The 25,551-nt window shown below is 62.3% G+C and carries 24 protein-coding genes, 2 tRNA genes and 1 pseudogene; 14 read left to right on the forward strand and 13 right to left on the reverse strand.

Annotated elements, in window-relative coordinates; all coding sequences use genetic code 11:
* Window positions 1–17: 17 nt before the first annotated feature.
* Window positions 18–1,208 carry a DegT/DnrJ/EryC1/StrS family aminotransferase gene (locus tag AAFG16_RS20295; RefSeq protein WP_342740330.1) on the reverse strand — a complete coding sequence of 397 codons (1,191 nt, stop codon included), beginning with the start codon at window positions 1,206–1,208 and terminating at the stop codon, window positions 18–20.
* Between the two features lie 181 nt (window positions 1,209–1,389).
* Here AAFG16_RS20295 and AAFG16_RS20300 point away from each other — a divergent pair, with 181 nt between their 5' ends.
* Window positions 1,390–2,169 (forward strand): glycosyltransferase family 25 protein, encoded by a 780-nt coding sequence (locus AAFG16_RS20300; RefSeq protein ID WP_283086049.1) that lies wholly within the window; start codon window positions 1,390–1,392, stop codon window positions 2,167–2,169.
* A gap of 152 nt (window positions 2,170–2,321) precedes the next feature.
* On the forward strand, window positions 2,322–3,029 hold the full coding sequence (locus AAFG16_RS20305) for a WbqC family protein (RefSeq protein ID WP_283086050.1): 708 nt from the start codon (window positions 2,322–2,324) through the stop codon (window positions 3,027–3,029).
* Window positions 3,030–3,177: 148 nt separating this feature from the next.
* Here the strand turns inward: AAFG16_RS20305 and AAFG16_RS20310 are convergent, their stop codons facing one another.
* The 5 genes from AAFG16_RS20310 to AAFG16_RS20330 form a co-directional block, all read right to left on the reverse strand.
* Window positions 3,178–3,945, reverse strand: a complete 768-nt coding sequence (locus AAFG16_RS20310; RefSeq protein WP_283086051.1) for a TylF/MycF/NovP-related O-methyltransferase — start codon at window positions 3,943–3,945, stop codon at window positions 3,178–3,180.
* A 67-nt stretch (window positions 3,946–4,012) separates the two neighbouring features.
* A complete protein-coding gene (locus tag AAFG16_RS20315) occupies window positions 4,013–4,693 on the reverse strand; it encodes a metallophosphoesterase family protein (RefSeq protein ID WP_342740331.1) in 681 nt (226 codons plus the stop codon).
* A complete protein-coding gene (locus tag AAFG16_RS20320) occupies window positions 4,671–5,648 on the reverse strand; it encodes an ATP-grasp domain-containing protein (RefSeq protein WP_342740332.1) in 978 nt (325 codons plus the stop codon). The genes AAFG16_RS20315 and AAFG16_RS20320 overlap by 23 nt, the downstream gene beginning before the upstream one ends.
* Complete coding sequence (locus AAFG16_RS20325; RefSeq protein ID WP_342740333.1) at window positions 5,645–6,487, reverse strand: NAD(P)-dependent oxidoreductase; 843 nt, start codon at window positions 6,485–6,487, stop codon at window positions 5,645–5,647. Before AAFG16_RS20325 ends, AAFG16_RS20320 begins: the two co-directional genes overlap by 4 nt.
* Complete coding sequence (locus AAFG16_RS20330; RefSeq protein ID WP_283086055.1) at window positions 6,484–7,227, reverse strand: class I SAM-dependent methyltransferase; 744 nt, start codon at window positions 7,225–7,227, stop codon at window positions 6,484–6,486. The genes AAFG16_RS20325 and AAFG16_RS20330 overlap by 4 nt, the downstream gene beginning before the upstream one ends.
* A 230-nt stretch (window positions 7,228–7,457) precedes the next feature.
* On the opposite strand from AAFG16_RS20330, the gene AAFG16_RS20335 reads away from it, so the two are divergent.
* A complete protein-coding gene (locus AAFG16_RS20335; RefSeq protein ID WP_283086056.1) occupies window positions 7,458–8,786 on the forward strand; it encodes a glycosyltransferase in 1,329 nt (442 codons plus the stop codon).
* Between the two features lie 108 nt (window positions 8,787–8,894).
* Here AAFG16_RS20335 and AAFG16_RS20340 read toward each other — a convergent pair whose 3' ends face one another.
* Window positions 8,895–10,784 (reverse strand): adenylate/guanylate cyclase domain-containing protein, encoded by a 1,890-nt coding sequence (locus tag AAFG16_RS20340; protein ID WP_283086057.1) that lies wholly within the window; start codon window positions 10,782–10,784, stop codon window positions 8,895–8,897.
* An 89-nt stretch (window positions 10,785–10,873) separates the two neighbouring features.
* Complete coding sequence (locus AAFG16_RS20345; protein WP_283086058.1) at window positions 10,874–11,398, reverse strand: FecR domain-containing protein; 525 nt, start codon at window positions 11,396–11,398, stop codon at window positions 10,874–10,876.
* A 664-nt stretch (window positions 11,399–12,062) separates the two neighbouring features.
* On the opposite strand from AAFG16_RS20345, the gene AAFG16_RS20350 reads away from it, so the two are divergent.
* The gene (locus AAFG16_RS20350) at window positions 12,063–13,127 is read left to right on the forward strand and encodes a tlde1 domain-containing protein (RefSeq protein ID WP_283086059.1); all 1,065 of its coding nucleotides are present in this window, start codon (window positions 12,063–12,065) and stop codon (window positions 13,125–13,127) included.
* 36 nt (window positions 13,128–13,163) lie between these two features.
* Here the strand turns inward: AAFG16_RS20350 and AAFG16_RS20355 are convergent, their stop codons facing one another.
* Entirely contained in the window at window positions 13,164–13,793 is a 630-nt protein-coding gene (locus AAFG16_RS20355) for a glutathione binding-like protein (protein WP_342740334.1), read from the reverse strand.
* A 12-nt stretch (window positions 13,794–13,805) separates the two neighbouring features.
* Window positions 13,806–14,399, reverse strand: a complete 594-nt coding sequence (locus AAFG16_RS20360) for a cysteine hydrolase family protein (RefSeq protein WP_283086061.1) — start codon at window positions 14,397–14,399, stop codon at window positions 13,806–13,808.
* 129 nt (window positions 14,400–14,528) lie between these two features.
* On the opposite strand from AAFG16_RS20360, the gene AAFG16_RS20365 reads away from it, so the two are divergent.
* The 7 genes and pseudogenes from AAFG16_RS20365 (at window position 14,529) to AAFG16_RS20395 (ending at window position 18,894) form a co-directional block, all read left to right on the forward strand.
* Window positions 14,529–15,362 (forward strand): LysR family transcriptional regulator, encoded by an 834-nt coding sequence (locus AAFG16_RS20365; protein WP_283086062.1) that lies wholly within the window; start codon window positions 14,529–14,531, stop codon window positions 15,360–15,362.
* A gap of 120 nt (window positions 15,363–15,482) precedes the next feature.
* Window positions 15,483–15,770 carry a GIY-YIG nuclease family protein gene (locus AAFG16_RS20370; RefSeq protein WP_283086063.1) on the forward strand — a complete coding sequence of 96 codons (288 nt, stop codon included), beginning with the start codon at window positions 15,483–15,485 and terminating at the stop codon, window positions 15,768–15,770.
* A 225-nt stretch (window positions 15,771–15,995) separates the two neighbouring features.
* Window positions 15,996–16,067 (forward strand) — tRNA-Ser (locus AAFG16_RS20375).
* A 2-nt stretch (window positions 16,068–16,069) separates the two neighbouring features.
* A tRNA-Ser gene (locus AAFG16_RS20380) sits at window positions 16,070–16,134 on the forward strand.
* 333 nt (window positions 16,135–16,467) lie between these two features.
* On the forward strand, window positions 16,468–17,631 hold the full coding sequence (locus AAFG16_RS20385; RefSeq protein WP_283086064.1) for a slipin family protein: 1,164 nt from the start codon (window positions 16,468–16,470) through the stop codon (window positions 17,629–17,631).
* Between the two features lie 163 nt (window positions 17,632–17,794).
* Window positions 17,795–18,538, forward strand: a complete 744-nt coding sequence (gene lepB / locus AAFG16_RS20390; RefSeq protein WP_283086065.1) for a signal peptidase I — start codon at window positions 17,795–17,797, stop codon at window positions 18,536–18,538.
* A 69-nt stretch (window positions 18,539–18,607) separates the two neighbouring features.
* Window positions 18,608–18,894: pseudogene (locus tag AAFG16_RS20395) on the forward strand (GIY-YIG nuclease family protein).
* A 120-nt stretch (window positions 18,895–19,014) separates the two neighbouring features.
* On the opposite strand, the gene groL reads toward AAFG16_RS20395, so the two are convergent.
* Both groL and groES read right to left on the reverse strand, forming a co-directional pair.
* On the reverse strand, window positions 19,015–20,655 hold the full coding sequence (gene groL / locus AAFG16_RS20400; RefSeq protein ID WP_027560140.1) for a chaperonin GroEL: 1,641 nt from the start codon (window positions 20,653–20,655) through the stop codon (window positions 19,015–19,017).
* A 45-nt stretch (window positions 20,656–20,700) separates the two neighbouring features.
* Window positions 20,701–21,015 (reverse strand): co-chaperone GroES, encoded by a 315-nt coding sequence (gene groES, locus AAFG16_RS20405; RefSeq protein WP_027560139.1) that lies wholly within the window; start codon window positions 21,013–21,015, stop codon window positions 20,701–20,703.
* A gap of 399 nt (window positions 21,016–21,414) precedes the next feature.
* Here groES and AAFG16_RS20410 point away from each other — a divergent pair, with 399 nt between their 5' ends.
* The 3 genes from AAFG16_RS20410 (at window position 21,415) to AAFG16_RS20420 (ending at window position 24,022) form a co-directional block, all read left to right on the forward strand.
* Window positions 21,415–21,702 carry an usg protein gene (locus tag AAFG16_RS20410; protein WP_027560138.1) on the forward strand — a complete coding sequence of 96 codons (288 nt, stop codon included), beginning with the start codon at window positions 21,415–21,417 and terminating at the stop codon, window positions 21,700–21,702.
* Between the two features lie 264 nt (window positions 21,703–21,966).
* Window positions 21,967–22,494: a cupin domain-containing protein gene (locus AAFG16_RS20415; protein ID WP_283086067.1), complete on the forward strand. Its 528-nt coding sequence runs from the start codon at window positions 21,967–21,969 to the stop codon at window positions 22,492–22,494.
* Window positions 22,495–22,810: 316 nt separating this feature from the next.
* On the forward strand, window positions 22,811–24,022 hold the full coding sequence (locus tag AAFG16_RS20420) for a rhomboid family intramembrane serine protease (RefSeq protein ID WP_342740335.1): 1,212 nt from the start codon (window positions 22,811–22,813) through the stop codon (window positions 24,020–24,022).
* A gap of 115 nt (window positions 24,023–24,137) precedes the next feature.
* Here the strand turns inward: AAFG16_RS20420 and AAFG16_RS20425 are convergent, their stop codons facing one another.
* A complete protein-coding gene (locus AAFG16_RS20425) occupies window positions 24,138–25,388 on the reverse strand; it encodes a nucleoside transporter C-terminal domain-containing protein (protein WP_283086069.1) in 1,251 nt (416 codons plus the stop codon).
* Window positions 25,389–25,551: the final 163 nt, after the last annotated feature.

The following is a 25,551-nucleotide window of genomic DNA, read 5'->3' on the forward strand; positions in this document are numbered from 1 at the left end:
CGTGGGAAGCATCGGGGTTAGGTACGATTCTGCGACTGATGCGTCGTTCCGCCGAGCGCTGATCGGCGTGCGTACTGGATGGCGGCAACGATGAGATCGCACTCTTCACCGGTCATGTCGTTGTAGACTGGGAGCGCAATGACGTTGTAGGCGACCCTTTCCGTCACAGCCAAATTCACCTCTCTTTGCGTGTTGTAAGCCGTCAAGTGGTGGCACGGTGGGCTGTAGTACTTCCGGACGAAGACGTTGTTCTTCTCGAGCGCCGACGCCAGCGTATCCCGATCCATTCCGAATTCCCTGGCGTCAACGACGACCGGCAGGTACAGCCAGTTCGTCTGCACGCCTGCTGGCTCTTGCCCCACGAGCAAGCCGGGAATTCTGGAAAGGCCGATCCGCATGCGCTCGACAGCGAGGCGGCGCGTCGCAATGGACTGCTCGAACGTCTTGAGTTGCTCGAGGCCGATGATGGCCGAAATCTCCAGCATCTTGCCGTTCAAGCCCGGCTCGTGGCAGTCGGCGCCCTCGACTTGCCCGAAGTTGCGGATTGCCTTGACGCGCGCGAGCAACTCCGTGTCGTGAGTGCAGACACACCCGCCTTCCATCGTCGCGAAAGCCTTGGTGGCGTGGAAACTGAACATCTGCGCATCTGCGCACCCTCCCACCAGCTGCCCATTGACGCGCGTGCCGAAGGAGGGAGCGCTGTCGACGAGAAATTTCAGCTTGTAGCGCTCGGCCAGGCGAGCAAGTGAGGCGTAATCGCTGGCGACCCCATACGCGTCGACCGCAAGGATGGCGACCGTCCGGTCCGTGATCCGGCGCTCCACATCATGAGGGTCGAGGCGCATGGTCATGTCATCGAGAATGTCCGCGAATACAGGCTCGGCGCCGACCCATTTGACGGCATGCGGAGTGGCGCTGAACGTGAATGCCGGCACGATCACTTCGCCGCCGGTGATTCCCGCGGCCCTCAGCATGGCCATCATCCCGATCTGGCCGTTGCAGAAAACCAGGGTCGGAACGCCGAGATACTCGCTCAGGCGCGTTTCGAATTCGACGACCCAGCGCGAATTGTTCGTGACCTGGCCGGTCTCCAGCGCTTTCTCGAAAGCGTCCAGGAACTGCTCTGTTCTTGGAAACCTTGGACGCACGATATGGAGCGGGCTCCTGGCCAGCGGCGTTAGAGAGTCAAGGGGGACTGCGGCAGTCATCTCGAGTCCTGATCATCGATACGGTCTGTGACTGGTTATCGATATAGACCGAAACTTGCGTGGAGCATTCCTGTGCAGCGGAGGTCCGCGATTGACACGCGTATTTGGGCTAGCCGTAACTGTGGCGAATCATATTTGAGTAAGCATCACCGCTATTCATTCGCCACCGGTGCTTTCGCATATGAAGAACTTCGTCATCAATCTCGATCGCTGTCCGGAAAAGTATCAACGCTTTCTGGAGCGGAACGCAGGTTGCGGAATCGCTTTCGAGCGCTTCTCTGCGACCAATGGGCTGGAGCTGACCGACCAGGAGGCGATGGCGATGCGGCTTGTCGCCCCCGGATCGGTGTTCACCAGGGGAGCCGTTGGCGGCGCCGCTTCGCTATGGCGGATCCTGAATTGGATCGCGAAGCAGGATCAGCCAGCCCTTGTCTTTGAGGACGATTGTACCATCCGCCACGACATCAGCGCACGCTTGGCGATGCTTCTTCCGTCCCTTGAAAACTGGGATCTTCTGGTCCTCGGCTACAATACGGACTCCATACTCGATCTCGAGCTGGCGCCAGGCATGAAGTCGATGATGAGCTTCAGCCCTCAGCGCCCGGATGACCAGACCGATGCCGCTTTCCAGAGAGCGAATTCCCAGGTCGCGGCGCTCCGGCTCAATTGCTGTTTCGGTCCAGCCGGGTCGTTGATATCCCCTGCGGGAGCGAGGAAGCTCCTGGAGTTTTGTTATCCGATGGACAATCGGCCGGTCAAAGTCGAGGCACTCGGCGACCGCGTGCTGCCAACGATTGGCCTGGATGGGATGGGGAACAGCATCTATCGCTTCATCAAAGCGTATGTTTGCTTCGCGCCGCTTGTAGTGCCGCGCAATGATAACGCCACTTCGACGACCTTCACGCAAGATGCACGCGCCTGGGGCTTGGCGCAGCCGAGCCTGATGGGCGTGAGGAGCTGACGAAGGCAAATTGAGAGCCGTTCGTCACCGCCCGAGATCATGTGCCGCGACCGGCCGAGTGCTTCGCCGGTCGACTCACGCCGGTATGGGTCGATCCGTCGTGAGCGAAATTTGCGAATGAATGTCTTCACAGTAGCAGGGCGTCACACCCGATGAATCTCGCGATCATGCAGCCGTACTTTCTGCCCTACATCGGCTACTATCAGCTGATTTCGGCAGTCGATCTCTTCATCGTCTACGACAACATCAAATATGTGAAGAAGGGGTGGATCAACCGCAACCGGATGCTGCTCAACGGAACGGACGCGATGTTCTCGCTTCCGTTGAAGAAGGATTCGGATGCCCTGGACATTCGCGACAGGGAGCTGGCGGCTGACTTTGACCGTACGAAACTGCTGAACCGGTGGCGAGGGGCCTATCGGACCGCGCCGTTCTTCGAGGAGACCTTTCCGCTTCTGGAAAAGATCGTCAACTTCGAAGACACCAATCTATTCCAGTACCTCTTCAATTCGTTGCGGATGACCAGTGACCATCTGGGCCTGAAAACCACCTTCAAGATCTCGTCTGAGGTGCCCATCGACCATTCGCTCAAGTTTCAGGACAAGGTGCTGGCCTTGTGCGAGGCGGAAGGTACGAAAAGGTATATCAACGCGATCGGCGGCCTGGAACTCTACGAATCCGCTGCTTTCAGCGCGCGCGGAATCGAATTCAGGGCGCTTCGAGCCAGGCCGTTTCCCTATGAGCAGTTCGGTCAGCCCCACGTGCCATATCTTTCGATCGTGGACCTGCTGATGTTCAACTCGGTTTCGAAGCTCGGCGAGGTCATCGCCGAGAACTACGACCTGGTTGAGGGGACGTAGCCGCACTCAGCTTGCGAATTCGGTTTCCGGTCGTGGAAAATGACGCCTGATCCCGCGCCGGCGGGATCAGGCGATTGTGGCACGCTTGTCTCGACGGCTGGCGGCTTCGCGCACCAGCCACGCTGCATCCCGCATCAAAACCGGCGAGTTACTCGAACACGACGTAACTCTGCTGCGGTGAGATCGTGCTGCGGCAGACGCGATACCCTTGGGTGCCCCATGCCTCGCGCAATGCCAGGGTTTCTCCGGGATTTTCGGCCAGCACCAGCTCATCAAACCCGACGACGCTGTTCTTCGCCAGATAAGGGCGAATGAGCTCGAGGCATTTTTTCGTCGGCTCGTAGAGATCGAGGTCGAAATACGCCAGCGCGATGATCGTCTCGGGATGCTTTTCCAGATAGCGAGGAAGAGTTTCGGTCACATCGCCCTTGACCAGCTCGAACTTGCGAAGGTGATTACGTGGCGCGAGCTTTTCCTGCGCCGACAGGATGTCTGTAAGCACGTCCTCGTAATTCGGTGTGACGTTGAGCCCACCGACTTTCAAGCCGTCGAAATCGCCGTCTTGCGGTGCGACTGACGGGAAACCCTCGAACGTGTCGAAGCCGACGACCTTGCGGCTCATGTTGTAGGGTTCGTAGATGTGGCGCATCGTCGTGAACAGCGCCATGTTCTGCCCCCAGCGCACGCCGAACTCCATGATGACGCCATGCGTATGCAGGGCCTTCGAATAGAGATCATGCATGAAGAGGATGCGCGCCAGCGACGGGCGGTTCAGGAACAGGCCGAGGTTCGCGTGGAATTCACGCGGAGGCATCGGCGACGTCTTCATCAGTTCCTGCAGCCGGCTATAGGCAGCCACTTCGTCCATGGCGGCATAGGTGAAGTTCTGCGCATCTTGCGGATCGTTTGAGGTCATAGTCTGCGCTCATAAGCCAATTGAATGTGAAGTTTCATCGTGATTCGGCGAAGGCGCGAAGCGGAGATCAATCCGCAAGCCGCCTGAGATTTCTCGCGCCGGTTTTCAGTCCGCCGTAGTAGTAGTCATTGAAGCCTGCGGCTTCCATCAGCTCGAATACCTTCGGCATGTTGTACTCGACCCGATGCAGTTCGAAGCTCTTGCCGTCGAACGTTGCGAACGCCGCCCGTGGATCGCCGTCGCGCGGCTGTCCGACCGATCCGGGATTGCAATAGGTCTTTCCGCCGAAGTGATGGACACTTTGCACGTGGGTATGGCCGCTTACAAAAATGCTGCCGGACAGTCGCGCAAAATAGGCTTCGTCGGGCTCCTTGATGTATTCATCGATCGGGTCCGACCATCCGCCATGTACGACTTGAGCGTCCTCTACTTGCATGTGCACCCGGAACGTCCGTAGCCAGTTCAGATTCTCGGGCGTGATCACCTTGCGCTGATAGACCAAACATTCGTTGACGCTCTTGGACCGAATGCAAAAGCCCCCAAAGCCCAGATACCAGTCATGGTTGCCAAGAAGGCTTTTGATGCCGCGCCTTTTCAGCTCGTCGCAGCATTCGTTCACCTGGGAATAGTATCCGACCACGTCGCCGACGCAGAAGATCTCGGTGACGCGCATGCGGTCGAGCTCGGCGAGAACCGCCGTCAGCGCCTCGAAATTCCCATGGATGTCAGAGATGAACGCTATTTTCATAGAAGATATGATCCTCCGTATAGCGGACGGCTCGACCGCGCTTGATGTCCGGCTGGACCGGCATCCGGTTCTCGATGGCCATGTCAACCGCCATCAGTGCTTCGTTGTATCCGAAGGCGGCGCGTATCGACGTGGACGAAGAGATCCTCGGATTGATCTCGAGCAGCTTCAGGCCGTGGTCGGTCCTGCGAAACTGGAAATTGGTCGGTCCGACGGGAGAGAACGCCTGACATAGATCCCGAACCGCTTCGGAAAACTCGGCTTCATCGACGACCTCGGCCTTTTCCGTGAACCCGTCCTTGGAGAGCTTTCGTCGAAGCGCCATGATCGCCGAATAGCTCCCACGGCCATCGCAAAACGCGGACACCGTGAATTCCTCGTCATCGCGTCCGACGATAGGCTGGGCCATCAGTGTCGGCTTCGTCGCGGGATCAATCCCGGCAAATTGCTCCGCAGTTGCGACCACCACGAGTCCCTTGGAGCCAAAGCCCCGGCGAGGTTTCAGCAGAAACGGCAGGCCGCATTTCTCTTTGAGAAAATCGAAGTCCATCTCCAGATGGCTCGGGATCGCATAGGGCAGCTTCAGTTCGAGCTGGTGCTGGTAAAACCCCCATTTGTCGGAGCATCTGGCGATCAGGTCGGGTGAATTCAGGACGACCCTGGTTCCGGTCGATTCAATCTCGGCCAGTCGGTCCGCCCATTTGTACATGTCTGCATCGATGCCGGGGATCGCCACGTCGACGCGATGCTTGCGCAGCAGCGCGAGAAGCCAATCGAGGTAATCAGGCACATCCGTCCTGGGCACCCGTTCAAAGACGTCGCAGAATCCCGGCGCCACCGAGTCGGTATAGATCGAGGTGCCGATGAGCTTCATCGGGCTGTTCGATCGTTTCAGGGAGCGCAAGATTCCGTAGCCGACGATTCCCGCGGCACCGGAAACCAAGATCGTTCTCATGACGCCTGCTTTCGATGAGCCACTTCCATCCGCATTCCCTGCTCCATGGAGATGCGGGGAAAATAGTCGAGCAGTCGGAACAGCGTCTCGTCACAAGCAAAGCCATTGCTCGGGATGTCAGGCTTGTCTTTCAGGAAGGCGACCTTGCTCTTGCTCGCGAAGGCGGAAATGGCCGCCGCCGCAATTTGCGAGTAGGTGACATTGTCGGGGTGCACGCAAGGGTAGGTGCCTTCAATCTTCGTCGCAATGACGGCCGAGATGATCCTGGCTACGTCCTGTGCGTGAATGAAGTTCCGCAAAGGATCGTTCGAGCCAAACAGATTTATGTCTTCATGGCCCTGGGCCTTGTCCATGATGGTGTACAGGAACGGCTGATGCCTTCGAAACCCTGGTCCCACACCATAAATCTGGGAAGGCTTCAGGACCGCGACCGGCAAGTGGAATTCCCGGCCGCAAAACTGCGCGACGTCTTCTGAGTGCCTTTTTGAGAGCGAGTAGGCGCCGAAGAAGGGAGACGCGCTGTCGAGGTCCGAAAAAATGCTGGAGATGTGCACAAGGTGCTTTGCGCCTGCCTTCGAGCTGGCATGGCAGAGCTTCATCACGCCAAGCACGTTGACATCCGTAGCTTGCAGGATGTCGGTCGGTTCCTTGCTCCCGAAAGCCGCGGCCACGTTCACGACGCACTCGATCCCGTCAGGAATTTGTATGTCGCGCGAACACAAGTCCAATTCGACATCGCAGCCCTTGCGCCCCGCCGTCAGCAGCTCGTACCGTTCACGCAGAAGCGGGATGAGCGTCTGAGCCAGCGAAGAGGTCCCCCCAACGAGCAGGACCCTCATGATCGCGGCGGATCGACTGGAGTGAGCTGAGCCAGCATCCCGGAGGAAAGTTCCGGGTAGTCAATTCCGATCTCGCACATGGCCTGAATGATGCTGTCCGCGAGATTCAGCGACAGGATCTGACTGGTCGCGAGGGGCTTTAGATATATACCTTCCAGTTTTTCGATTTTGTAACCGGCATCGCTCACCAGCCTGGTGAGTGAGCTGACCGTAAAGTAGCGCTGATGCCCGAGGAGGAGATCGTTCTCCGAGAGAGCCTCCATATCGGGCAGCATCCCCGCTAGATGTCCCACCCTCCGGTTCATGACCTCGGCGTTCGGGACCGCGACAAAAAGCTTGCCTGTAGGTGTCAGGAACTTTCTGAAGCGCTTCAAGATCAAAAGGGGGTCGTCGACATGCTCGAGGACGAACCCCATGACAATGAGGTCGAAACGTTCCTTGGTATCGAACTCCTCGAAGTAGGTTTCGATGACTTCGCTTCTGTTGTCCGGAAATTTCAGCTTGAAGTTCTGGATGACTGCGGGAGAGCCCTCAAGAACGACATGGCGCGCGCATCGGTCCGAAAAAATCTCGGTGGCAAAACCATGCCCCAATCCCAGATCCAGAACGGAACGCGGATCCTTGACGACGTGAGCAATCCGTTTCGGATACCAGGTCAGTAGAATTTCGTTGTCGAAATCGTAGATGTTCTTGCCTTGATAGGCCGCGACATGGACGTCCAGTTGATTGCTCGTGGCCAAATGACCGTCCTCTCCACCGAAGACCAGATCGAAAGACCGGACAAGGTGCGCCGGTCGCTATTTGCTGCCATATCAGCGCCCCCTTTGATTCGCCACGCGGCGGAGCGATGAGGCGAAGGCGGTGTCAAGCTTCGTGCAAGCTACAGGCGGGATAGTTGAATGGCGGCGAGCTTCCCGAAGATTCGGGAGGCGGGTTGTTGCCTGCTGACCCCTGATCCGAAAGGTTCCTGATGAATTATCACGACGGCACTCTCGCAAGGGCGGACGAGATCTCGAGACAGCCGTCGTCGCTGACGCGGGATGAGGTTTACCAGATCTGCCTTCGGCATCTGAAATCGGGCGAGCTTGAGCAAGCCGTGGCTCGTTGCCGGGAAGGGCTCGCCGCAGACGAAAACCATGCTGGGCTGCTTCACTTGATGGCCGGTGTGTCGCTGCTCAACGGAAATTACGATGCCGCCATCCACTGGGCCGGGCGTGCTCTCACGAACGAGATGAAGGCGACTTATCTCGCGACGTTCGGGACGGCCCTGCAAGGCAAGGGGATGCAGGAGCCCGCGCTCGAGGCGTTTCGGCGCGCGGTGGAGCTCGATCCCGTCGATCCCTCTATCTGGGAGAATTACGGCCACGCCTTGAACAGGGCGGGGCATATCAACCAGGCGAGTCTCTGCTTCCTGATCGGGAGGGCGTATCAGAAATTGCCGTTCCTGGCGGAGTGCCGTTCTGCTCCGCGCAGCGGCTGGAACGCCCTGACAGAGAAGTTCAACGCGCATCTTCAGAGCCGATCGGCGCCGGGAGAGACCCGCGATCCCATCCATTGCTTTTGGTCGATGGGGCCGCTCGGCGAGATGCAGCGTCTCTCGCTCCAGTCGATGATCCGCCAGGGCCATCCGGTCAAGCTCTACACCTATGACGACGTGGCCGCCGTGCAGGCGGTTGTGCCACCCGGGGTCATCGTGGCCGACGCCGGAAACGTCGTGCCGGCTTCGATCTGCCAGCACGCGGTCAAGAACAGCGAGATCCGCTATTTCAGCGACATCTTCCGCTATGCCGTTCTTCATGAGTTCGGCGGGTGGTGGCTCGACACGGACATCGTCCTCGTGAAGCCCCTGGATTTCGGCAGGGAGCACGTGTTCTCCACGCAATGGTCGGGAGTCGAGAACGGCCATGTTTGCGCCGGCGACGTGATGCGCGCGCCCAAGGGCTCGCTTCACATGGCCAATCTGTATGCCTTGTCGCAACGGCGCCTCTTCGGCGAGAAGCGCGTCGAATACGGCGCGGTGGGGCCGTTGCTGCTGAGCGAATATCTGCTTCTGTCAGATGACGAGGAACTCCAGTCGTCGATCTTGCCACCGACAACCTTCAATGCGATCGCCTGGCATGAAGTGGACCTGTTCGCCTCCGAAAGCCGGGCCGGCTTCGAGCTGTTGAGCGATCCCCGTGTGACGGGTATCCATCTATGGGGAAAAAGCTGGGCCGACAGGAGCATGCGCTTCGAGGCCGTTTCCGAGCAAAGCGTGGCCGGTTATCTCAAGAAGCTGGTTCTCGAGCCGATTGGCTGACGCAGCTGGCGGCGAAGTTCGACTAGGACAAGGGCGCGCAAGGCGCATCCGTCGGACGCGCGCAATAATCTGAAGCGCGATGACGATTCATCCTGATCTCATCGCACTTTAGTCGATCATCTCGGCCCTGGTTGCCGGCTGGCCCGGCTCGCCCTGATCGCGCCAGAACCAGACCGTCACGACGCCGGAGCGGCCGCGGATCGGGGTGAGCAGGGGGCCGGACAAAATGCCCTCGGGAGCGCCCTGGAAGTCGGCCGCGTCCAGCAGCGTATCGGTCAGCGCGAGCCGCGCGCAGTTCTGGGCGGCGACCTCCATCAGGCGGCTCGCGACATTGACGGTGTCGCCGTTCGCCGTGATGTGCTGATGGCTTTCGCCGAGACGGGAGGCGACGATCGGGCCGCAATGCGCGCCGATCTTGAAACCGAGTTGACCGCGGATTGCGGGCGGCAACGAAGCGATCCAGCGATCGACGCTGCGATAGAGCTCGATCGAACATTTCAGCGCGCGCGCCGCGTCGTCCGGCATCGCGCTTGGCAGGCCGAACAGGATCATTGCGCCGTCGCCGAGAAAGCTGGTGATCATGCCGCCACAATCGATCGCAGTCTTGTCGATCAACACATGGAATGCCTCGAGAACGTCCTGGAGCTCGTCCGGATCAATCCGTTCGGTCAATGTCGTGAAGCCGGAGAGATCGATAAAGACGGCGGCACCGTCCTGCCGGACCGGCTTCAACAGGAAATTCGGATCGCGCGCCAGCCACTCCTGCACGGCGGGTGCCTGCAGTTGCGCCAGCGACCGGCTCTTGGCCGTAAGATATTGCGTGCGGCGGCCGCCCGCCCACAGCTGCACGCCGGCAAACACCGCAACCGGGGGCACCGCGGCCGCGAGCGTGGTTGCGGCATTCAGCCAGATGCCGTGCGTGAACGCGAACAGGTTGAGCCCGGCCCAGGCGATCATCACGATAGCTGCCGCCACGATGCCGAGCGCGCTGCGCCGCCAGGCGAGCAGGCCGACCAACAGCATCGGCAGCAGGATCGCGGTGAGCGCGTCGGTGATGTGCACCTTGCGGTCGCGCACGATGCCATCGCCGGCGACGAGATGCGTGATCGCGGTCGAGACCACCTCGACGCCGGGCATCAGGGAATCGAACGGCGTCGGATAGAAGTCGCCGCCGCCAGCGACCGCGGCGCCGATCACGACGATACGGTTCTCTATCGCGGCGCGATCGAGCGTGCCGTCGAAGATGCTCTGCGCGCTGACGGTGCGGATGGTGCGGCGCGGGCCGTAATAGGTGATCGGCAGCGCGAAGTCGGTGTCGGTCGGCACCGCGCGGTCGCCGAGCATGAGATGATCCGGCGCGATCGTCAGCGGCTTGTCGAGCGCGCGCGTTGCCACGCGCAGCGGGAACGACAGCTCGACCTTGTCGCGCGTCCGGAACAGCATCGGCACCGAGAGCGGCGAGCCCGATTGTCCCGTTGCGACGTTGACGACGCCGACCTCGGCATGGTCGGCGAACGCCGGCAGCGGCAACAGGAAGCGCTCGGCCTGCGGCAGGACGGCGAGGGGACCTTCGCTGCCGGGCGCCACGGTCTCGCTGGCGGACGGGAAGATCGCCGCGGCGGCGAGCACCATGGGGCCGGTGGCGAGCGTGTTCGCCAACGTGGCATCGCCGATCGCGGCGCTGCGGTCGACCAGCAGCAAGTCGATCGCGATGACCTTCGGCTTGAACTGCACGATGGTGTCGACGACGCGGGCGAGATCGGCGCGCGGCAGCGGATAGCTGCCGCCGCGTTTGATCACGGTGTCGTCGATCGCGACGATGGTGACGAGATCGGGCGCATGCTGCACGCCGCGCACCTGGGTCCGCAGATCGGTCAGCGTTGCCTCGATCCGGTCGAGAAACTGCAAATGGCCGTTGGCGTGAGCGGCATAGATGCCCGCGCCCCACAGCGCGGTGAGAACGAGTGCCACCAGGATCTGAACGCGTCGGCTACTCATGCGATCGTTTTTGTGGTCGTTCTGCAATCTTCCAGTGTCCAAATCTCATTCGCCGGGCCGTGACTGATCCAGGCCTATCGTTTCGAATCTTATTGTCCGAGCCTCGCCATCAGCGCGTCGACGCGCGCCTGGCCCCATGTCTTGACGGTCAGCGGACCGGTTGCCTCGACGTCGACGCCTTCGCCGGGGCCCAATACGACGCCGCGCCCGCGAGTCCTGCGGCTCACGCCGACACGGCCGTCGGCGACGAACACGGAGGTCTTGGCCTCGGCGACATCGACCGCCCATTTGGTGCCGCGCACGGCGGCGATCGCCTGCGGCGTCAGCACCTTGAAGGGGTTGCCGCCGGGCTTCTTGGGCACCTCGATCAGCAGCGCCTTGCTGCTCAACTCCACGGAGTCAATATGTCCGTCGCGGTTGGCGTCCTTAAGTTCAAATCTGGCGCCATTTTCCGCAACGATGGTGATGCCGTTGTCGCAGCGCCAGAGTTGCGTGCCGGCGGCCGCTGGCGATGCGGTGCAGCCCGCATTGGCGGCAGGCTGTGCAGTCGCAGATCCAATCAACAGAAACGACCACGCCAGAGCGAAAAACCCGGCGCGCGAAAACCTTCTCATGCCAGCCTCCGTTTGCGTGCGTGGCACAGTTCAAGGCGATGTTGATACGGTACCGTATCACACGCAGAGGCTGCTGAAAAGTGCCGCTCTCGCAGCTATTTTCTCGCCGCGGTATTTTCCAGTGCGGCACGATCAACTTTCAGTCAGGGCGCCGTGTTGCGTGAGCGCTCCGTGCGCGATGTGGGATGTGCTGAGCTGCCGTTCCGCTGACTCGGCCGGGCGAGAAGGCAGCACGCACCAGCCTCGCGCAACGCTTCCCCGCTATCTTCCGGGTATTGAAGACCACGAAAAGGACTTGGTTGGTGCGTTTAGAGAGGCGGCCGGAAGAGGTCCGCTGACCGTGCCGATCCGGCCGAGGATTATGGTTAACAGTTGCGCCTAAGTCCGTAGTTCTGCGGACTTTTTTCTCGAAATGGCACAGCGTTAACGAGTTGCCCCACATCTGCCCGAACTTAATCTGCATTTAACGAAAAGTCGCCTTAATGACGCTCCGACCTCCTGCGAGATGCTGTTCCCGGATCGTGACCAGCGGCACTTCGAAGGGGGACTGAGTGACACCGTCCTGGACGCAAGGCGAATGAGTACGAGTATCGCTGCGCAGAGTAACGCGGCACGGAAGTCCAACAATCCTGGCAAGCATTCACATCGGAAGCCTTCCCGGAAAATGACCACCCAAAACGTGCTTGGCGCGGCTGTGATCGGCTGCGTCGTGCTTGCCGGCTGGACCGTCTACAACACTATCTTCGCCGCCAGCGTCTACCCGTCCGTCGGCAGCGCCGGTTACGACGAGCCCGTGATCAAGCGCGCGCCCAAGGTCGCGCTGCGCGAGGCGGGCGATGCCATCAAGGAAGCTTTTGCGCTGCTGCCCGATCGCTTGCAGGTCGCAGCCCCGATCTCGCGCGAGATGTTCAACGAGCGCTTCGCCGCGGCTGCCACGCAGGGCGTGGAGTCGAATGCGGCCAGCGCCGCGCCTGCGACCAAGGTTGCCGAGGCCCCGAAGCAGAGCGTGATCGCGAAGGTCGCCGAGGCGCTGAAGCCTGCGGCCCCGGCCAAAACCGTGGATGCCGCGAAGGGCAAGCGCGCACCGGATGCGCAGATGCAGCTGGCTTCGGCTGATCCGGCGGAGATCGTGCCGGCGCCCGAGGCCAAGCCCAAATCGTTCGCCGACCGCGCCAAGGCCGCGGTGATGTCGATCACCGGCCCGCGCCAGTCGATGGTGGACAAGCTCTGGGGCAAGCGTGAGCCGTCCGGCGGCCTGCTCGCCTATGCCTCCGCCGATGCCAGCGTGACCGCGTCCATCGCGCCGAAGGAGCAGAACCCGATGCTCGGCGGCGCGCCGCCCTATGAGCGCGACACCGCTGTCTACGACATCACCGCCAAGATGGTTTACCTGCCCGACGGCACCAAGCTCGAGGCGCATTCGGGCCTCGGCTCCAACCTCGACGATCCGCGCTCCTCGAAGGTCCGCATGCGCGGCGTGACGCCGCCGCACATCTACACGCTGAAGCCGCGCGAGGCGCTGTTCCACGGCGTGCCGGCGCTGCGCCTGACCCCGATCGGTGGCGAGAGCGCGATCTACGGCCGCGACGGCCTGCTCGCGCACACCTTCATGCTCGGGCCGAACGGCGATTCCAACGGCTGCGTGTCGTTCAAGGACTATTACGCGTTCCTCGACGCCTATCGCAACAAGGGCATCCGCAAGCTCGCGGTGCTGGCGCGAGTCGACTAAAGCCTGATCCGGACCCGAAGGGCCGCGTTAGGACCTTCAAGCCGTCATCGTCTTGCGCAGCGCCATCTCGATGGCGATCGCCTCTTTCACCGCCGGCCGCGCCTGCATGCGCGCGAGATAGGCCGACAACGACGGCCATTGCGCGATGTCGACTCCGGCGGGCCGGAGCAGCAGCAAGGCCCAGGCGAGGTGGGCATCGGCGATGGTGAAGCGGTCGCCAACGAGGAATTCGCGGTCGGCGAGATGCGCTGACGGCACCTGCAACGTCTGCACGATCCTTGCCCGCGGCTTCGCCAGCGAGCCGTCGTCCTGGTACCAGAAGGTCGGAAACAGGAACGCCTTGTGGATTTCGGAGCCGGTGAAGCTCAGCCATTCCTGCAGGCGGTAGCGGTCGGGCTCACCGGAGCGGGGCGCAAGACCCGCCTCCGGTTTCAGATCGGCGATGTATTGCAGCACCGCCGCGCTCTCGGTCAGCCGCTCGCCGTTGTCCAGCACCAGCACCGGCACCGCGCCCTTCGGCGAAATCCCGTGAAAATCGCCGTCGTCGTCAACGACCTTCTTGGTCCGGAGCCGAACCAGGTGATAGCGCGCCTCGAGGCCAGCTTCCATCAGCGCGATCCGGCTCGCAAGCGAGCATGCCAGCGGCGAGAAATAGAGTTGCAGCATCGCGTTGCTCCGTTACCTCAGCGCATCGCCGCGCGCGATGATCGCGAAGCGGTCGGATAGCTCGGCGAGCGCGACCTCGTGGATGGTCCGGGCGTTCAGCGTGCCGCCGAGGCCGTCGGGCAGGTCGCGCGTGGCGCAAGCGTCGGCGTCGATCGTGGTGCGAAAGCCGAGGTCGAGCGCGGCACGGGCGGTGGAGGAGACGCACATATGCGTCATGAAGCCGGCCAGCACGATGTTCTTCCTCTCGGTTGCGGCAAGGCGCGCCTGCAGATCAGTGCCGGCAAACGCGTTCGGCAGTTCCTTCTCGATCACCAGCTCGCCGGCACCGGGGCTCAGCTCGGCGACGATGGCGCCGCGTTCGGCGCTACGGTCGAACAGGCTGCCCGCCTTGCCGCGATGGGCGATGTGGATGATGGCGGAGCCGGCCTCGCGTGCGCGTGCCAGCAGGGCGGCTGCCTGCGCGATCGCGGGCTTGGCGTCGGGCAAAGCGAGGGGGCCCGCGAGATATTCGTTCTGGATGTCGATCAGCACCAGCGCGGCTTCGCCAAGACGTGGCGGGTTGAGGTCGGCGCCGGCGAGCTGCAGCAGGGTCTTTGCGGTCGTCATGATCTCTGAAATCTCCGGAGCGAAATGCTGACAGAAACATAGCTCCGCCAATGCCTGCCGATATGCAGGGATATTGCAGCGGGTGGCTGCGATATTGCAGGCGGCCGCGGAGCGATATAGCCTTGTGCCATGAACTGGGACGATCTTCGCATCATCGCCGCCGTCAGGGACGAAGGCACTTATGCCGGCGCCAGCGCGCGGCTGCGCATCGACGAGACCACGGTCGGGCGCAGGCTGTCGCGCATCGAGCGTGCGCTCGGCTTGCGTCTGTTCGAGGCCGCCGACGGCGTCCGCAGGCCGACGCGCAGTTGCGAGGCGGTGCTGGCGCATGTCGAGGCGATGGCCGCGCATGCCGCCGAGATCGGCCGCCTCAGCGAGAGCCTGGAAGGTCCGGTGGGGCGCCTGCGCATCGCCTCCACCAACACGGTCGCCGAGGAGGTGCTGTCGCCGCGCGCGAGCGATTTCCTGCGCGCCCATCCCGGCCTGACGCTGCAATTCCTCACCTCGAGCGAGAACGTCAAGTTCTCGCGCTGGGAGGCCGATCTCGCCATCCGCCTGCGCAAACCCGACAAGGGCGACTTCGCGATCTCGAAGCTCGGCGACATCAAGCTCTATTATTTCGAGCCCGTCGCGACCGAGGGCGAGCCGATGCTGTGCGCCTATCCGGACGAGCTCGGCGCCATTCCCGAGATGCAATTCCTGCGCACCAGGAAAGCCCGCGCGCGCTGCGTCACCGACAACGTTCGCGTCATCCGCAACCTGATCCGTGCCCATCAGGCCGCCGGCGTGCTGCCGGAGTATGTTTGCGCGGATCTGCTCGGCGATCGCCGCCTGCGCGCCACGCTGCTGCCGAAGCGGCGCGACGTCTGGCTGCTCGTGCAAAATCATCTCAAGCGCGACGCCGCGACACGCGTCACCATCGACTGGGTGAGGGCGTGCTTCCAGGACACGTCGCGGAGTTGACGTCGCTTCGCACTGTGCATCTTTTGATTGATCCGAATTTCGCTCGATCCTAACATCCGGTCGTCATTCCGGGGCGGCGCGAAGCGCCGAGCCCGGAATCCATAACCACAGGCGGATGCAATGGCGTACTACGTCTACATCCTGGCAAGTAAGAAATACGGCACGCTGTACATTGGCGTAACGAGCGACCTCGTTCGACGCGTCTACGAGCACAAGACAAAGGTCGTCCCTGGGTTCACGAAACGATACGGGGTCGACAAGCTGGTTCTGTTTGAGACTTTCGATGACCCCCTAAGTGCAATCGCTCGAGAGAAAGAGCTCAAGAAATGGCGGCGCGATTGGAAGACACGATTGATCGATGAACAGAATCCGAACTGGGATGACCTCTACAGCGGTATCTCCAATTAAGGCCTGTGGTTATGGATTCTCAGGTGCGCAATTGCGCACCGTAGCTCGCGGCTTCGCCGCGCCCCGGAATGACAAACTGGAAAAATCTCGCACCATCCCCTTGCAACCCGAACGTGCTTCGTCTATTAGCGCGGTCCTTCGCTAGGCCATGGGTTCGGGCTCTCTGAGATCCCGACTGGCGCGGGCCGGTCTCCGGTGTCGTGTTCCGCCGAATGAAGGAGAAACGCAGGACGTAGCTCATGGAGAGCGTCGGGGTGAAACCCGAAGGCATCGGTTCGATTCCGGTCTCTTGCACCAAGGGATAGCTCAGTTGGTAGAGCAGATGACTGCTAATCATCGTGACGCGGGTTCGAATCCCGCTCCAGCGCTCCGTTTCAGCCTGAAAAGCTGATACCTCTGACGAGGACCGGACGCGCGCTTCAGTCGCGGTCCGGCCGTTTTGCCGCTAGGCTTTCCGTCCGAACCTGACACTGTGAGACCGGCTTTGCGCCGCGGGTCGATACCGCTTGCGTTGATGCCGGGTGGCTCCGCAAGACCGCGCGACACGCGTCGCGCGATCGCGCGCGTGCGCCCGTCGTCACGCAAGCTCAAGCCCCGGCCCGCCGATGTCACGGGAAGCGTCGTCCGCGTCCTCACGTCCTTTGCAAACGAAACTGTCGTCCGGCATCCGGCCGGGCGCAAACGAAGGAGGCGTGTCATGACTTTGAACAAGAGCTGGCACTTGCTGACGCTGAACGTGACGGTGAAGGATGGCGAGCGTGCGTTGCTGACGCGCAACGGGCGGCTCGTGCGCGTGCTCGCGCCCGGCAAGCACCGCCTGTTCGATCCCTGGCACGAGCTGAAGGCCGAGGTGCTCGACGTGGTTCGCAGCGAATTCCCTGCGGATCGCTACGCGGTGCTGAAGGCCGCGCGGCCTGATCTTGCCGCCGAGCTGTTCGAGGCGGTCGAGACCAGGGCGGACGAGATCGCCATCGTCAGCCTCGACGGCCGGCCCGTGCATCTGATGACGCCCTGGCAGGTGCGCGTCTACTGGAAGGTCGCAACCCGCGTCGATGTCGAGCGCATCGACGTGTCGAGCGATGTCAGGGTTGGCGCACGGCATCTGACCATGATCGAGCGTAACCGCTCGACCGTGACGTCGGAGACGGTGGTCGAGAACCACGAGGCGGGCCTGCTCTATGTCGAGGGCCGGCTCACCGAGCGGCTCGCGCCCGGCCGGCACGCCTTCTGGACCGTCGGCCGCAAGATCGAGGTGAAGCGCCTCGACCTTCGGCCCCAATCGGTCGAGATCACCGCGCAGGAGATGCTGACCAAGGATCGCATCGCGCTGCGGGTGACGCTGACGGCGTTCCGTAAGGTGGTCGATCCCGAGCGCACGGTTGCGACCGTGCCCGACGTGGATGCGTGGCTGTACCGCCTGGTGCAGTTCGCGATCCGCGAGGCGGTGGCGAGCCGGACGCTGGACGAGGTGCTGTCTGCGAAGGCGGCGCTGGATGCGGAGCTACGCGACTATGTGCGTGCACGCGTCGCAGAGTCCGGTGTCGAAGTCACCGAGCTCGGCGTCAAGGACGTGATCCTGCCCGGCGAGATCCGGGAGCTGGTGAACAAGGTGGTGGAGGCGGAGCGGGTCGCCAAGGCGAACCTGATCCGCCGGCAGGAGGAGACGGCGGCAACGCGGTCGCTTCTGAACACCGCCCGCCTGATGGAGGAGAACCCCCTGCTGCTTCGGCTCAAGGAGCTGGAGTCGCTGGAGCGGCTGGTCGAGAAGGTCGGCCGCATCGACCTCCACGCCGGAAGCGGCGAGGGCCTCGATGCCCTCCTGACCCGGCTCGTGCGCCTGAAGGCGCCCGAGAGCGCGTGACAATCGAGAAGGGCCGCCCACGGGCGGCCCTTCACATCTCCGTCGTCAACGCCGGCGATGAACGCGCGAGCGCGCCGCTGCGACCAAGATACCGAGCGGGGATTGCGTGCGCGCGAAGGTTGCGTAAGCTCGCAACGTCGGCAGTCTCGACCAGGAAGGGCGCATGACCACTCTCGAGCAAACCATCCGACCCTCGGCCAAATCCGGGGAATGGAAGGCGATCGTCGTCCTGATCCTGCTGATCCCGGTGCTGTGGTCGCCGCCGTTCCTGTTTCGCTTCTTCCTGTACCAGCCGTTCAACATCCCCTCGGGCTCGATGATGCCGACGCTGGTGGTCGGCGACTACGTCTTCGCCGCGAAATATGCCTATGGTTATGGCCGCTATTCCTTCCCGTTTGCGCCGTCATGGATCTCGGGCCGTTTCCGCGCCGCCGACCCTGATTATGGTGATGTCGTCGTGTTCCGCACGCCGAAGGACACCTCGGTCGACTACGTCAAGCGCGTGATCGGCTTGCCCGGCGACCGCATCCAGATGCGGGGAGGGCAACTCTTTCTCAATGACCGTGCGGTGACGCGCGTCGCCCTGAAGGAGACTGTCGCCGGCTCGGCCTGCGGGACCGACGATACCGCAAAAGTCAGGCGCTGGCGCGAGACACTGCCGAACGGCGCGAGCTACATCACCTATGACTGCATCGACAACGGCTATCTCGACAACACCAACGTCTTCACGGTGCCGCCGGGCCATTTCTTCGTGCTCGGTGATAACAGAGACAACTCCACCGACAGCCGCATGGCAGCGATGGGCTTCATCCCCTTGGACAATCTCGTCGGCAAGGTGACGCGGATCTTCTGGTCGCTCGACCAAAACGGCGAGCCGCACATGGAGCGGCTCGGCAAGGTGTGGTGAGGCTTCCTGTCATTCCGGGGCGCGCCCTCTTGGGCGCGAGCCCGGAATCCATAACCACAGGCGGATATTGTGGCGTACTATGTCTACATCCTCGCAAGCAAGAAGCACGGCACGCTCTACATCGGCATGACCAGTGATCTCGTGCGCCGTGTGTACGAGCATAAGACGAAGGTCGTCCCCGGCTTCACGACGAAGTACGGCGTCGACAAGCTCGTCTTGTTCGAGATCTACGACGATGCCGCCACGGCCATCGCCCGCGAGAAGGAGCTCAAGAAGTGCGGCGCGACTGGAAGACGCGGCTGATCGAGGAACAGAATCCGAACTGGGATGATCTCTATCCGGGGATCGCCAACTAGCGTTCGTGGTTATGGATTCCGGGCTCGCGCCTAAGTGGGCGCGCCCCGGAATGACGAGGAGAGAAAACAAAAACCCCGGCATCGCTGCCGGGGTTTCGTAGTCCTTGAGGTCGTTGGACCTTAGAAGTCCATGCCGCCCATGCCGCCGCCCGGGGGCATCGCCGGACCGGCGCCGCCCTTCTTGGGCAGCTCGGCGACCATGGCTTCCGTGGTGATCAGGAGCGCGGCAACCGAGGCAGCGTTCTGGATCGCGGTACGGACCACCTTGGTCGGGTCGATGATGCCCTTCTTGACGAGGTCGGCATACTCGCCGGTCTGGGAGTCGAAGCCGTAATTGTAGGCCTTGTTCTCCAGGATCTTGCCGACGATCACCGAGCCGTCTTCACCGGCGTTGATCGCGATCTGGCGAGCGGGAGCCGACAGCGCCTTGCGCACGATCTCGACGCCGGTCTTCTGGTCGTCGTTCTTGGTGCGCAGGCCCTTGAGCTGCTCGGAAGCACGGAGCAGGGCGACGCCGCCGCCCGGAACGATGCCTTCCTCGACAGCCGCACGGGTCGCATGCATCGCGTCATCAACGCGATCCTTGCGCTCCTTCACCTCGACCTCGGTCGCGCCGCCGACGCGGATCACCGCGACGCCGCCCGCGAGCTTGGCAAGACGCTCCTGGAGCTTCTCACGGTCGTAGTCCGAGGTGGTCTCCTCGATCTGCGCCTTGATCTGGGCCACGCGCGCCTCGATGTCGGCCTTCTTGCCGGCGCCGTTGACGATCGTGGTGTTCTCCTTGTCGATCATCACCTTCTTGGCGCGACCGAGCATGTTGAGCGTCACGTTCTCGAGCTTGATGCCGAGATCTTCCGAGATCGCCTGGCCGCCGGTCAGGATCGCGATGTCCTGCAGCATGGCCTTGCGGCGATCGCCGAAGCCCGGAGCCTTGACGGCCGCGACCTTCAGGCCGCCACGGAGGCGGTTCACGACCAGGGTCGCGAGCGCTTCACCCTCGACGTCCTCGGCGACGATGACCAGCGGCTTGCCGGTCTGCACCACGGCCTCGAGCAGCGGCAGCAGCTCGTTCAGCGAGGAGAGCTTCTTCTCGTTGATGAGGATGTAGGCGTCGTCCATCTCAACGCGCATCTTGTCGGCGTTGGTGACGAAGTAGGGCGAGATGTAGCCGCGGTCGAACTGCATGCCCTCGACGACGTCGAGTTCGGTCTCGAGCGACTTGGCTTCCTCGACGGTGATGACACCCTCGTTGCCGACCTTCTTCATGGCGTCGGAGAGGAACTTGCCGATCTCCTGGTCGCCGTTGGCCGAGATGGTGCCGACCTGGGCGATCTCCTCGTTGGAGGTGACCTTCTTGGAGTTCTTCTGGAGGTCCGCAACGACGGCTTCGACCGCGAGGTCGATACCGCGCTTGAGGTCCATCGGGTTCATGCCGGCGGCAACGGACTTGGCGCCTTCCTTCACGATCGCCTGGGCGAGCACGGTGGCGGTGGTGGTGCCGTCGCCGGCCGCGTCAGCGGACTTGGAGGCGACTTCGCGCACCATCTGGGCGCCCATGTTCTCGAACTTGTCGTCGAGCTCGATCTCCTTGGCGACGGTGACGCCGTCCTTGGTGATGCGGGGAGCGCCGAACGACTTGTCGAGCACGACGTTGCGGCCCTTCGGACCGAGCGTGACCTTCACCGCGTTGGCGAGGACGTCGACGCCGCGCAGCATCTTGTCGCGCGCTTCAACCGAGAATTTGACTTCTTTGGCTGCCATCTGGAATTTTCCTTGAGGATGTTGACTGGTGGGAGAGAGGGGCTGTTAGGCCGCCTTCTTCTTGGAAGCGGGGACGTCGAGGACGCCCATGATGTCGCTTTCCTTCATGATCAGCAGGTCTTCGCCGTCGATCTTGACTTCGGTGCCGGACCACTTGCCGAACAGCACGCGGTCGCCGACCTTCAGGTCGATCGGGATCAGCTTGCCGGCTTCGTCGCGGCCACCGGGGCCAACGGCGACGACTTCGCCCTGGGAGGGCTTTTCCTTGGCAGTGTCGGGAATGATGATGCCGCCAGCGGTCTTCTCTTCTGCGTCGATGCGCTTGACCACGACGCGGTCGTGAAGCGGACGGAATTTCATGCAGTCCTCCTAAACATTTGCACGAGTTGAGGATTTTGAGATTGTTAGCAATCGTTGCCCGCGAGTGCTAGCACGGGCGAGGCTGAAATAGGACAGGAATTTTGCGGGGGCAAGGGCTTCTAGCAGAAAAATCAGCACTCGAAAGCGCGGATTGCCAGAAATTCTTTACCATCGTTAACCGGCTTAGTGGCCTCTTGGAGGCTCCTTGGCGGACCGTATTAGCACGGGGCCGCATCTGCTGCTAACGCTTTGAATTTCAACAGCTTGTTAAACTTTTGGGCTTGAGATGGATTGTCAGTTTGCGTCACATTTCTCTCATGTGAGCGCATCGTTTCCGGGTGGCTCCCGGGGCACCGATCAAGCCACTCCCCGAATGCGCTCCTGCAAAGGAGGTTTGGCATGGGACTGCGCGTTGGGGGCGTTTCCGAGGATTTCCGGAAACAGATGCTGGGTTACGGGCTGACGACGGCACAAATTCTCTACCGGATGCCGGATCACCCGTCGCTACTCCAGACCTATGTCTGGCAGAACTACGACATGTTTCCGAAATTCCCGGCCCTGACCGACTTCCTGGCCTTCTGGCAGGAGAAGCTCGACGGCCCGCTGCATTCGGTCACGGTCGCCCATTCCAAGCTGATCAAGCCCGCCGAGCTGCGCGCCGTGGACGGCGTGTTCCGGCTGCATTGAGGCGAGCACCGGTCTCGTAGGGTGGGCAAGGGCGCGTAAGCGCCGTGCCCACCATCTCTCTCCGATCGCAACTGACATTGGTGGGCACGCTCCGCTTTGCCCACCCTACGGCATCTCGTTCTGTGCTCGCGTGTAGGATGGGTAGAGCGAAGCGAAACCCATCGCCTTGGCCGCCGTGAGATGATGGGTTTCGCAAGAGCTCTACCCATCCTACGGACCTTCGTTCTGTGCTAGCCTCTCGCTATAACAACAGGGAGGCGGCCCATGGCCAAGAAGGTGAAATCGCGCAGCGCAACGCAAGCCGCGGTGAAGAAGCGGAGCGGCACCAAAGCCGCGGCGCGATCCACAGCCCGCAAGGCAGTGAAGGTGAAAGCGCGCCCGGCCGCTCCGAAAAAGCCTGCTCGTCCCAAGCAGCGCATCGCCATCAGCCACCACCGCGAGGAAGATTTTAAAGCCGACGGCCTGCGCGCCTACGCCAAATACCGCGACCTCGGCATTGCAGATGCGACCCACGGTCTCGCGCAGGCGCATGTGATCCGCCTGCAAGGCCCCTGCAATCCGGATGAAGTCTCGAAACTGCACTTCCACGACGTCGAATTCCAGATGGTCTACGTGCTCAAGGGCTGGGTGAAGACCTACATGGACGGGCAGGGCGAGACCCTGATGAAGGAAGGCAGCGCCTGGACCCAGCCGCCGAAGATCAAGCACATGATCCTGGATTATTCGGACGACGTGGAGCTGCTGGAGGTGATTTTGCCAGCAGAATTCAAGACCGTGGAGCTGAAGGCGTAGGCACCCTCTCTCAGCCGTCATTCCGGGGCGCGCGAAGCGCGAGCCCGGAATCCATCGGGCGGCGTAACGCGAGGTGAAATGGATTCCGGGCTCGCCGCTTTCGCGGCGCCCCGGAATGACGAGCAGAGAGAGTCTAGCTCAACACCCCCATCAGACACGTCGTCAGCGTCCCCGACACGATCTCTAAAAAGCGACCGATCCGCGAAACCGGGAAGTTACCCATCGGGTGGTTTCAGCCGCCCCGCGGGCGGGCGCTAACCAGTCGAAAATATTCCTCGCGTCAACTCAGGGCTGTGAACATGCAGGACATGCTTTCATGGCGACCAACACCTTTGGCCGACGCGGCGTCGTGGCGCCACCACCAAGTGGACCGTTTCAACGCGCATCGCTTCAACCCCTGGCCGCGCCGATCGCTCCTCAGCCCTTGCCCAGTGAGGGGACGCTCTTTGCCGATAACAAGCTGCTGGCCGACATCCCCTTCCTCACCATTGGCCTGATTTTCGGTCTGCTGCTGGTCTTCGCCCTGCAACGCAGTCTGGCCATCGACGTTGCGCGGGACGGCTCGGTCGATGTCCGCTCGCTGATCGCTTATGGCGCGACCAGCTACGATCTGGTTGTTGGAAGGGGAGAGTGGTGGCGAATTGGCCTCGCGCCGCTTCTGCACGGCAGCGATTGGCACCTCATCGGCAACTGCATTGCGCTGTTCATCGTCGGCGTCAGGCTGGAGCCTCTGATCGGCCGTGGCTGGTTTGCGCTGATCTTTGTTGCCAGTGCACTGGTCGGCGAGGCCGGGTCGCTCCTCGGCAATGCGCCCGGCCAGCCAGGCGTCGGTGCGTCCGGCGCCATTACCGGCCTCATCGCCGCGCTGTTCGTCTCGAGCTTCGATCCCGAAGCGGACGCCGATCAGACGATATCGAGACTGAAGACGTCGCTCTTCTTCGGGGTTCCCGCGCTGCTGCCGCTTGCCTTCGGCGCCTCCGGCAATGTCGACTATTTTGCCCATGCAGGTGGTGCGCTGGCCGGCGGCGCGCTTGCCATCATGCCGTGGCTCCTGTTCTGTTCCTATGACAGCCTGCCGCGGAGCGCGAGCATGACGTTGCTCGCAGGATGCGTCGGATCTCTGATCTGCGCCGGCTTTGCCGCTGCTCATTATGCGTCCTACATGGCCGAGGCCAGGCAGTATGTCCGGATTTCGGAATACCCGGACAAGGGTGCCAAGGTGGCTGACCGGTCCTTCGATCTGGTCACGCGCTACCCGAAAGACCCACGGGCTCATTTTTTCCGTGCGGTCTACTTCCTGGAGCAGGAGAATCTCAGTGCCGCCGAAGCGGAAGTGCGGGCCGCCATGTCGCTCGCGACCTCGGATGTAGCGGGCGGACCGGTGCGCTCCGGGGCGCAGGGCTTGATGGCGGTGTTGCTGTTGGTGCAGGGACGGACCAGCGAGGCGAAAGCCATGGCGGCCGAGCCGTGCGGCGCCAAGATGGCCGACGTGCGTCGCATCCTGCAGAAGCACAAATTGTGTGGTTGAGGCGTAGACTCTCTCCGCCGTCATTGCGAGGAGCTCTTGCGACGAAGCAATCCAGACTGCTTCCGCAGATGCATTCTGGATTGCTTCGCTTCGCTCGCAATGACCGCGGAGATGTCTACGCCAACACCCCCACCACCGCGCCCATCAAACACGTCGTCAGCGTCCCCGATACGATCGACTTCAGTCCGAGCGCATTGATCTCCTCGCGCCGATCCGGCGCCATCACGCCGAGCCCGCCGATCATGATGCCGAGGCTGGCGAAATTGGCGAAGCCGCACATTGCGTAGAGCATGATCAGACGCGAGCGCGGATCGAGCGCATCGGGCGGCAGTTTCGACAGATCGACATAGGCGATCAATTCGTTGAGCACGGTTTTGGTGCCCATCAGGCTGCCGGCGGTGATCGCCTGGTCCCAGGGCAGCCCCATCAGCCAGCACACCGGCGCCATCACGAGGCCCAGCAGGCGCTGCAACGAGATCGCGGCGCCGCCGATATCAGGCAGCAATCCGAGCGCGGCGTTGACGAGATGGACCAGCGCCACCAGCACCAGCAGCATCGCGACGATGTTGAGCAGCAGCTCGAGGCCGGCGGTGGTGCCCTTCACGATTGCATCCATCGTGCTGGCGACGTCCATGTCAGGATCCTCCAGCGCGCCGCCGGTGCGCCTGTCAGTCGTCTCGGGCACCATGATCAGGCTGACGAGGATCGCGGCGGGCGCGCCCAGCACCGAGGCGATGACGAAATGCGCGGCCGCGTCGGGAATCAGCGGCGCCAGCAGCGTCGCATAGAGCACCAGCACCGTCCCGGCGATGCCGGCCATGCCGCCGGTCATCACCAGAAACAATTCGCTGCGCGTCATCTGCGCCAGGTATGGCCGCACGAACAGCGGCGCCTCGACCATGCCGAGGAAGATGTTGGCGGCGGTCGACAGGCCTACCGCACCGCCGACGCCGAGCGTGCGTTCGAGCAGCCAGGCCATGCCGCGCACGATTGGCGGCAGCACCCGCCAATAGAACAGCAGCGTCGTCAGCGCGCTCATCACCAGCACGATCGGCAGCGCCTGGAAGGCGAGGATGAAATCGGCGCCCGGCACCTTGAGGTCAAAGGGCAGGGTGCCGCCGCCGACATAGCCGAACACGAAGGCGGAGCCGGCGCGCGAGGCCGCCGAGATCGCGCCGACCGCATCGTTGATGGCGCCGAAAGCGTGCGCGACGACGGGCAGCTTCAACAGCACGAGCGCGGTGACGAAGGTCACGACGAGGCCGATCGCGGCCTGCCGCAGCGAGACGGCGCGGCGATTCTCCGCCAGCGCATAGGCGAGCAGCAGCAATGCGAAAATGCCGAGTGCCGATTGCAGCCGCAGCATGATGTCCCCAAACCCTCAATGATTATGGCCGCGCCTGCGTTGCAAACGCAATGCCGGATGGTCCTGGCGGCCACCCGCTGTTGACAAGAATGTTCCCGTCAGCCACGCGGGGCATCGTCATTATCTGCCGCGGATGGTCCAGAAGGTGAGCCAAAAGGCAAGT

This window comes from Bradyrhizobium sp. B117 (assembly GCF_038969555.1).
In the GTDB taxonomy this organism is placed as follows: Bacteria; Pseudomonadota; Alphaproteobacteria; order Rhizobiales; family Xanthobacteraceae; genus Bradyrhizobium.

Coding starts and splice junctions, on each gene's coding strand:
- AAFG16_RS20320 (WP_342740332.1), bottom strand. CDS start 5,648: ATGAGAACGATCTTGGTTTCCGGTGCCGCGGGAATCGTCGGCTACGGA.
- AAFG16_RS20340 (WP_283086057.1), bottom strand. CDS start 10,784: ATGAGTAGCCGACGCGTTCAGATCCTGGTGGCACTCGTTCTCACCGCG.
- AAFG16_RS20315 (WP_342740331.1), bottom strand. CDS start 4,693: ATGAAAATAGCGTTCATCTCTGACATCCATGGGAATTTCGAGGCGCTG.
- AAFG16_RS20345 (WP_283086058.1), bottom strand. CDS start 11,398: ATGAGAAGGTTTTCGCGCGCCGGGTTTTTCGCTCTGGCGTGGTCGTTT.
- AAFG16_RS20420 (WP_342740335.1), top strand. CDS start 22,811: ATGGCGACCAACACCTTTGGCCGACGCGGCGTCGTGGCGCCACCACCA.
- AAFG16_RS20295 (WP_342740330.1), bottom strand. CDS start 1,208: ATGACTGCCGCAGTCCCCCTTGACTCTCTAACGCCGCTGGCCAGGAGC.
- lepB (WP_283086065.1), top strand. CDS start 17,795: ATGACCACTCTCGAGCAAACCATCCGACCCTCGGCCAAATCCGGGGAA.
- AAFG16_RS20370 (WP_283086063.1), top strand. CDS start 15,483: ATGGCGTACTACGTCTACATCCTGGCAAGTAAGAAATACGGCACGCTG.
- AAFG16_RS20300 (WP_283086049.1), top strand. CDS start 1,390: ATGAAGAACTTCGTCATCAATCTCGATCGCTGTCCGGAAAAGTATCAA.
- AAFG16_RS20415 (WP_283086067.1), top strand. CDS start 21,967: ATGGCCAAGAAGGTGAAATCGCGCAGCGCAACGCAAGCCGCGGTGAAG.
- AAFG16_RS20410 (WP_027560138.1), top strand. CDS start 21,415: ATGGGACTGCGCGTTGGGGGCGTTTCCGAGGATTTCCGGAAACAGATG.
- groES (WP_027560139.1), bottom strand. CDS start 21,015: ATGAAATTCCGTCCGCTTCACGACCGCGTCGTGGTCAAGCGCATCGAC.
- AAFG16_RS20360 (WP_283086061.1), bottom strand. CDS start 14,399: ATGACGACCGCAAAGACCCTGCTGCAGCTCGCCGGCGCCGACCTCAAC.
- AAFG16_RS20425 (WP_283086069.1), bottom strand. CDS start 25,388: ATGCTGCGGCTGCAATCGGCACTCGGCATTTTCGCATTGCTGCTGCTC.
- AAFG16_RS20350 (WP_283086059.1), top strand. CDS start 12,063: ATGACCACCCAAAACGTGCTTGGCGCGGCTGTGATCGGCTGCGTCGTG.
- AAFG16_RS20310 (WP_283086051.1), bottom strand. CDS start 3,945: ATGACCTCAAACGATCCGCAAGATGCGCAGAACTTCACCTATGCCGCC.
- AAFG16_RS20365 (WP_283086062.1), top strand. CDS start 14,529: ATGAACTGGGACGATCTTCGCATCATCGCCGCCGTCAGGGACGAAGGC.
- AAFG16_RS20325 (WP_342740333.1), bottom strand. CDS start 6,487: ATGAGGGTCCTGCTCGTTGGGGGGACCTCTTCGCTGGCTCAGACGCTC.
- AAFG16_RS20355 (WP_342740334.1), bottom strand. CDS start 13,793: ATGCTGCAACTCTATTTCTCGCCGCTGGCATGCTCGCTTGCGAGCCGG.
- AAFG16_RS20335 (WP_283086056.1), top strand. CDS start 7,458: ATGAATTATCACGACGGCACTCTCGCAAGGGCGGACGAGATCTCGAGA.
- groL (WP_027560140.1), bottom strand. CDS start 20,655: ATGGCAGCCAAAGAAGTCAAATTCTCGGTTGAAGCGCGCGACAAGATG.
- AAFG16_RS20385 (WP_283086064.1), top strand. CDS start 16,468: ATGACTTTGAACAAGAGCTGGCACTTGCTGACGCTGAACGTGACGGTG.
- AAFG16_RS20305 (WP_283086050.1), top strand. CDS start 2,322: ATGAATCTCGCGATCATGCAGCCGTACTTTCTGCCCTACATCGGCTAC.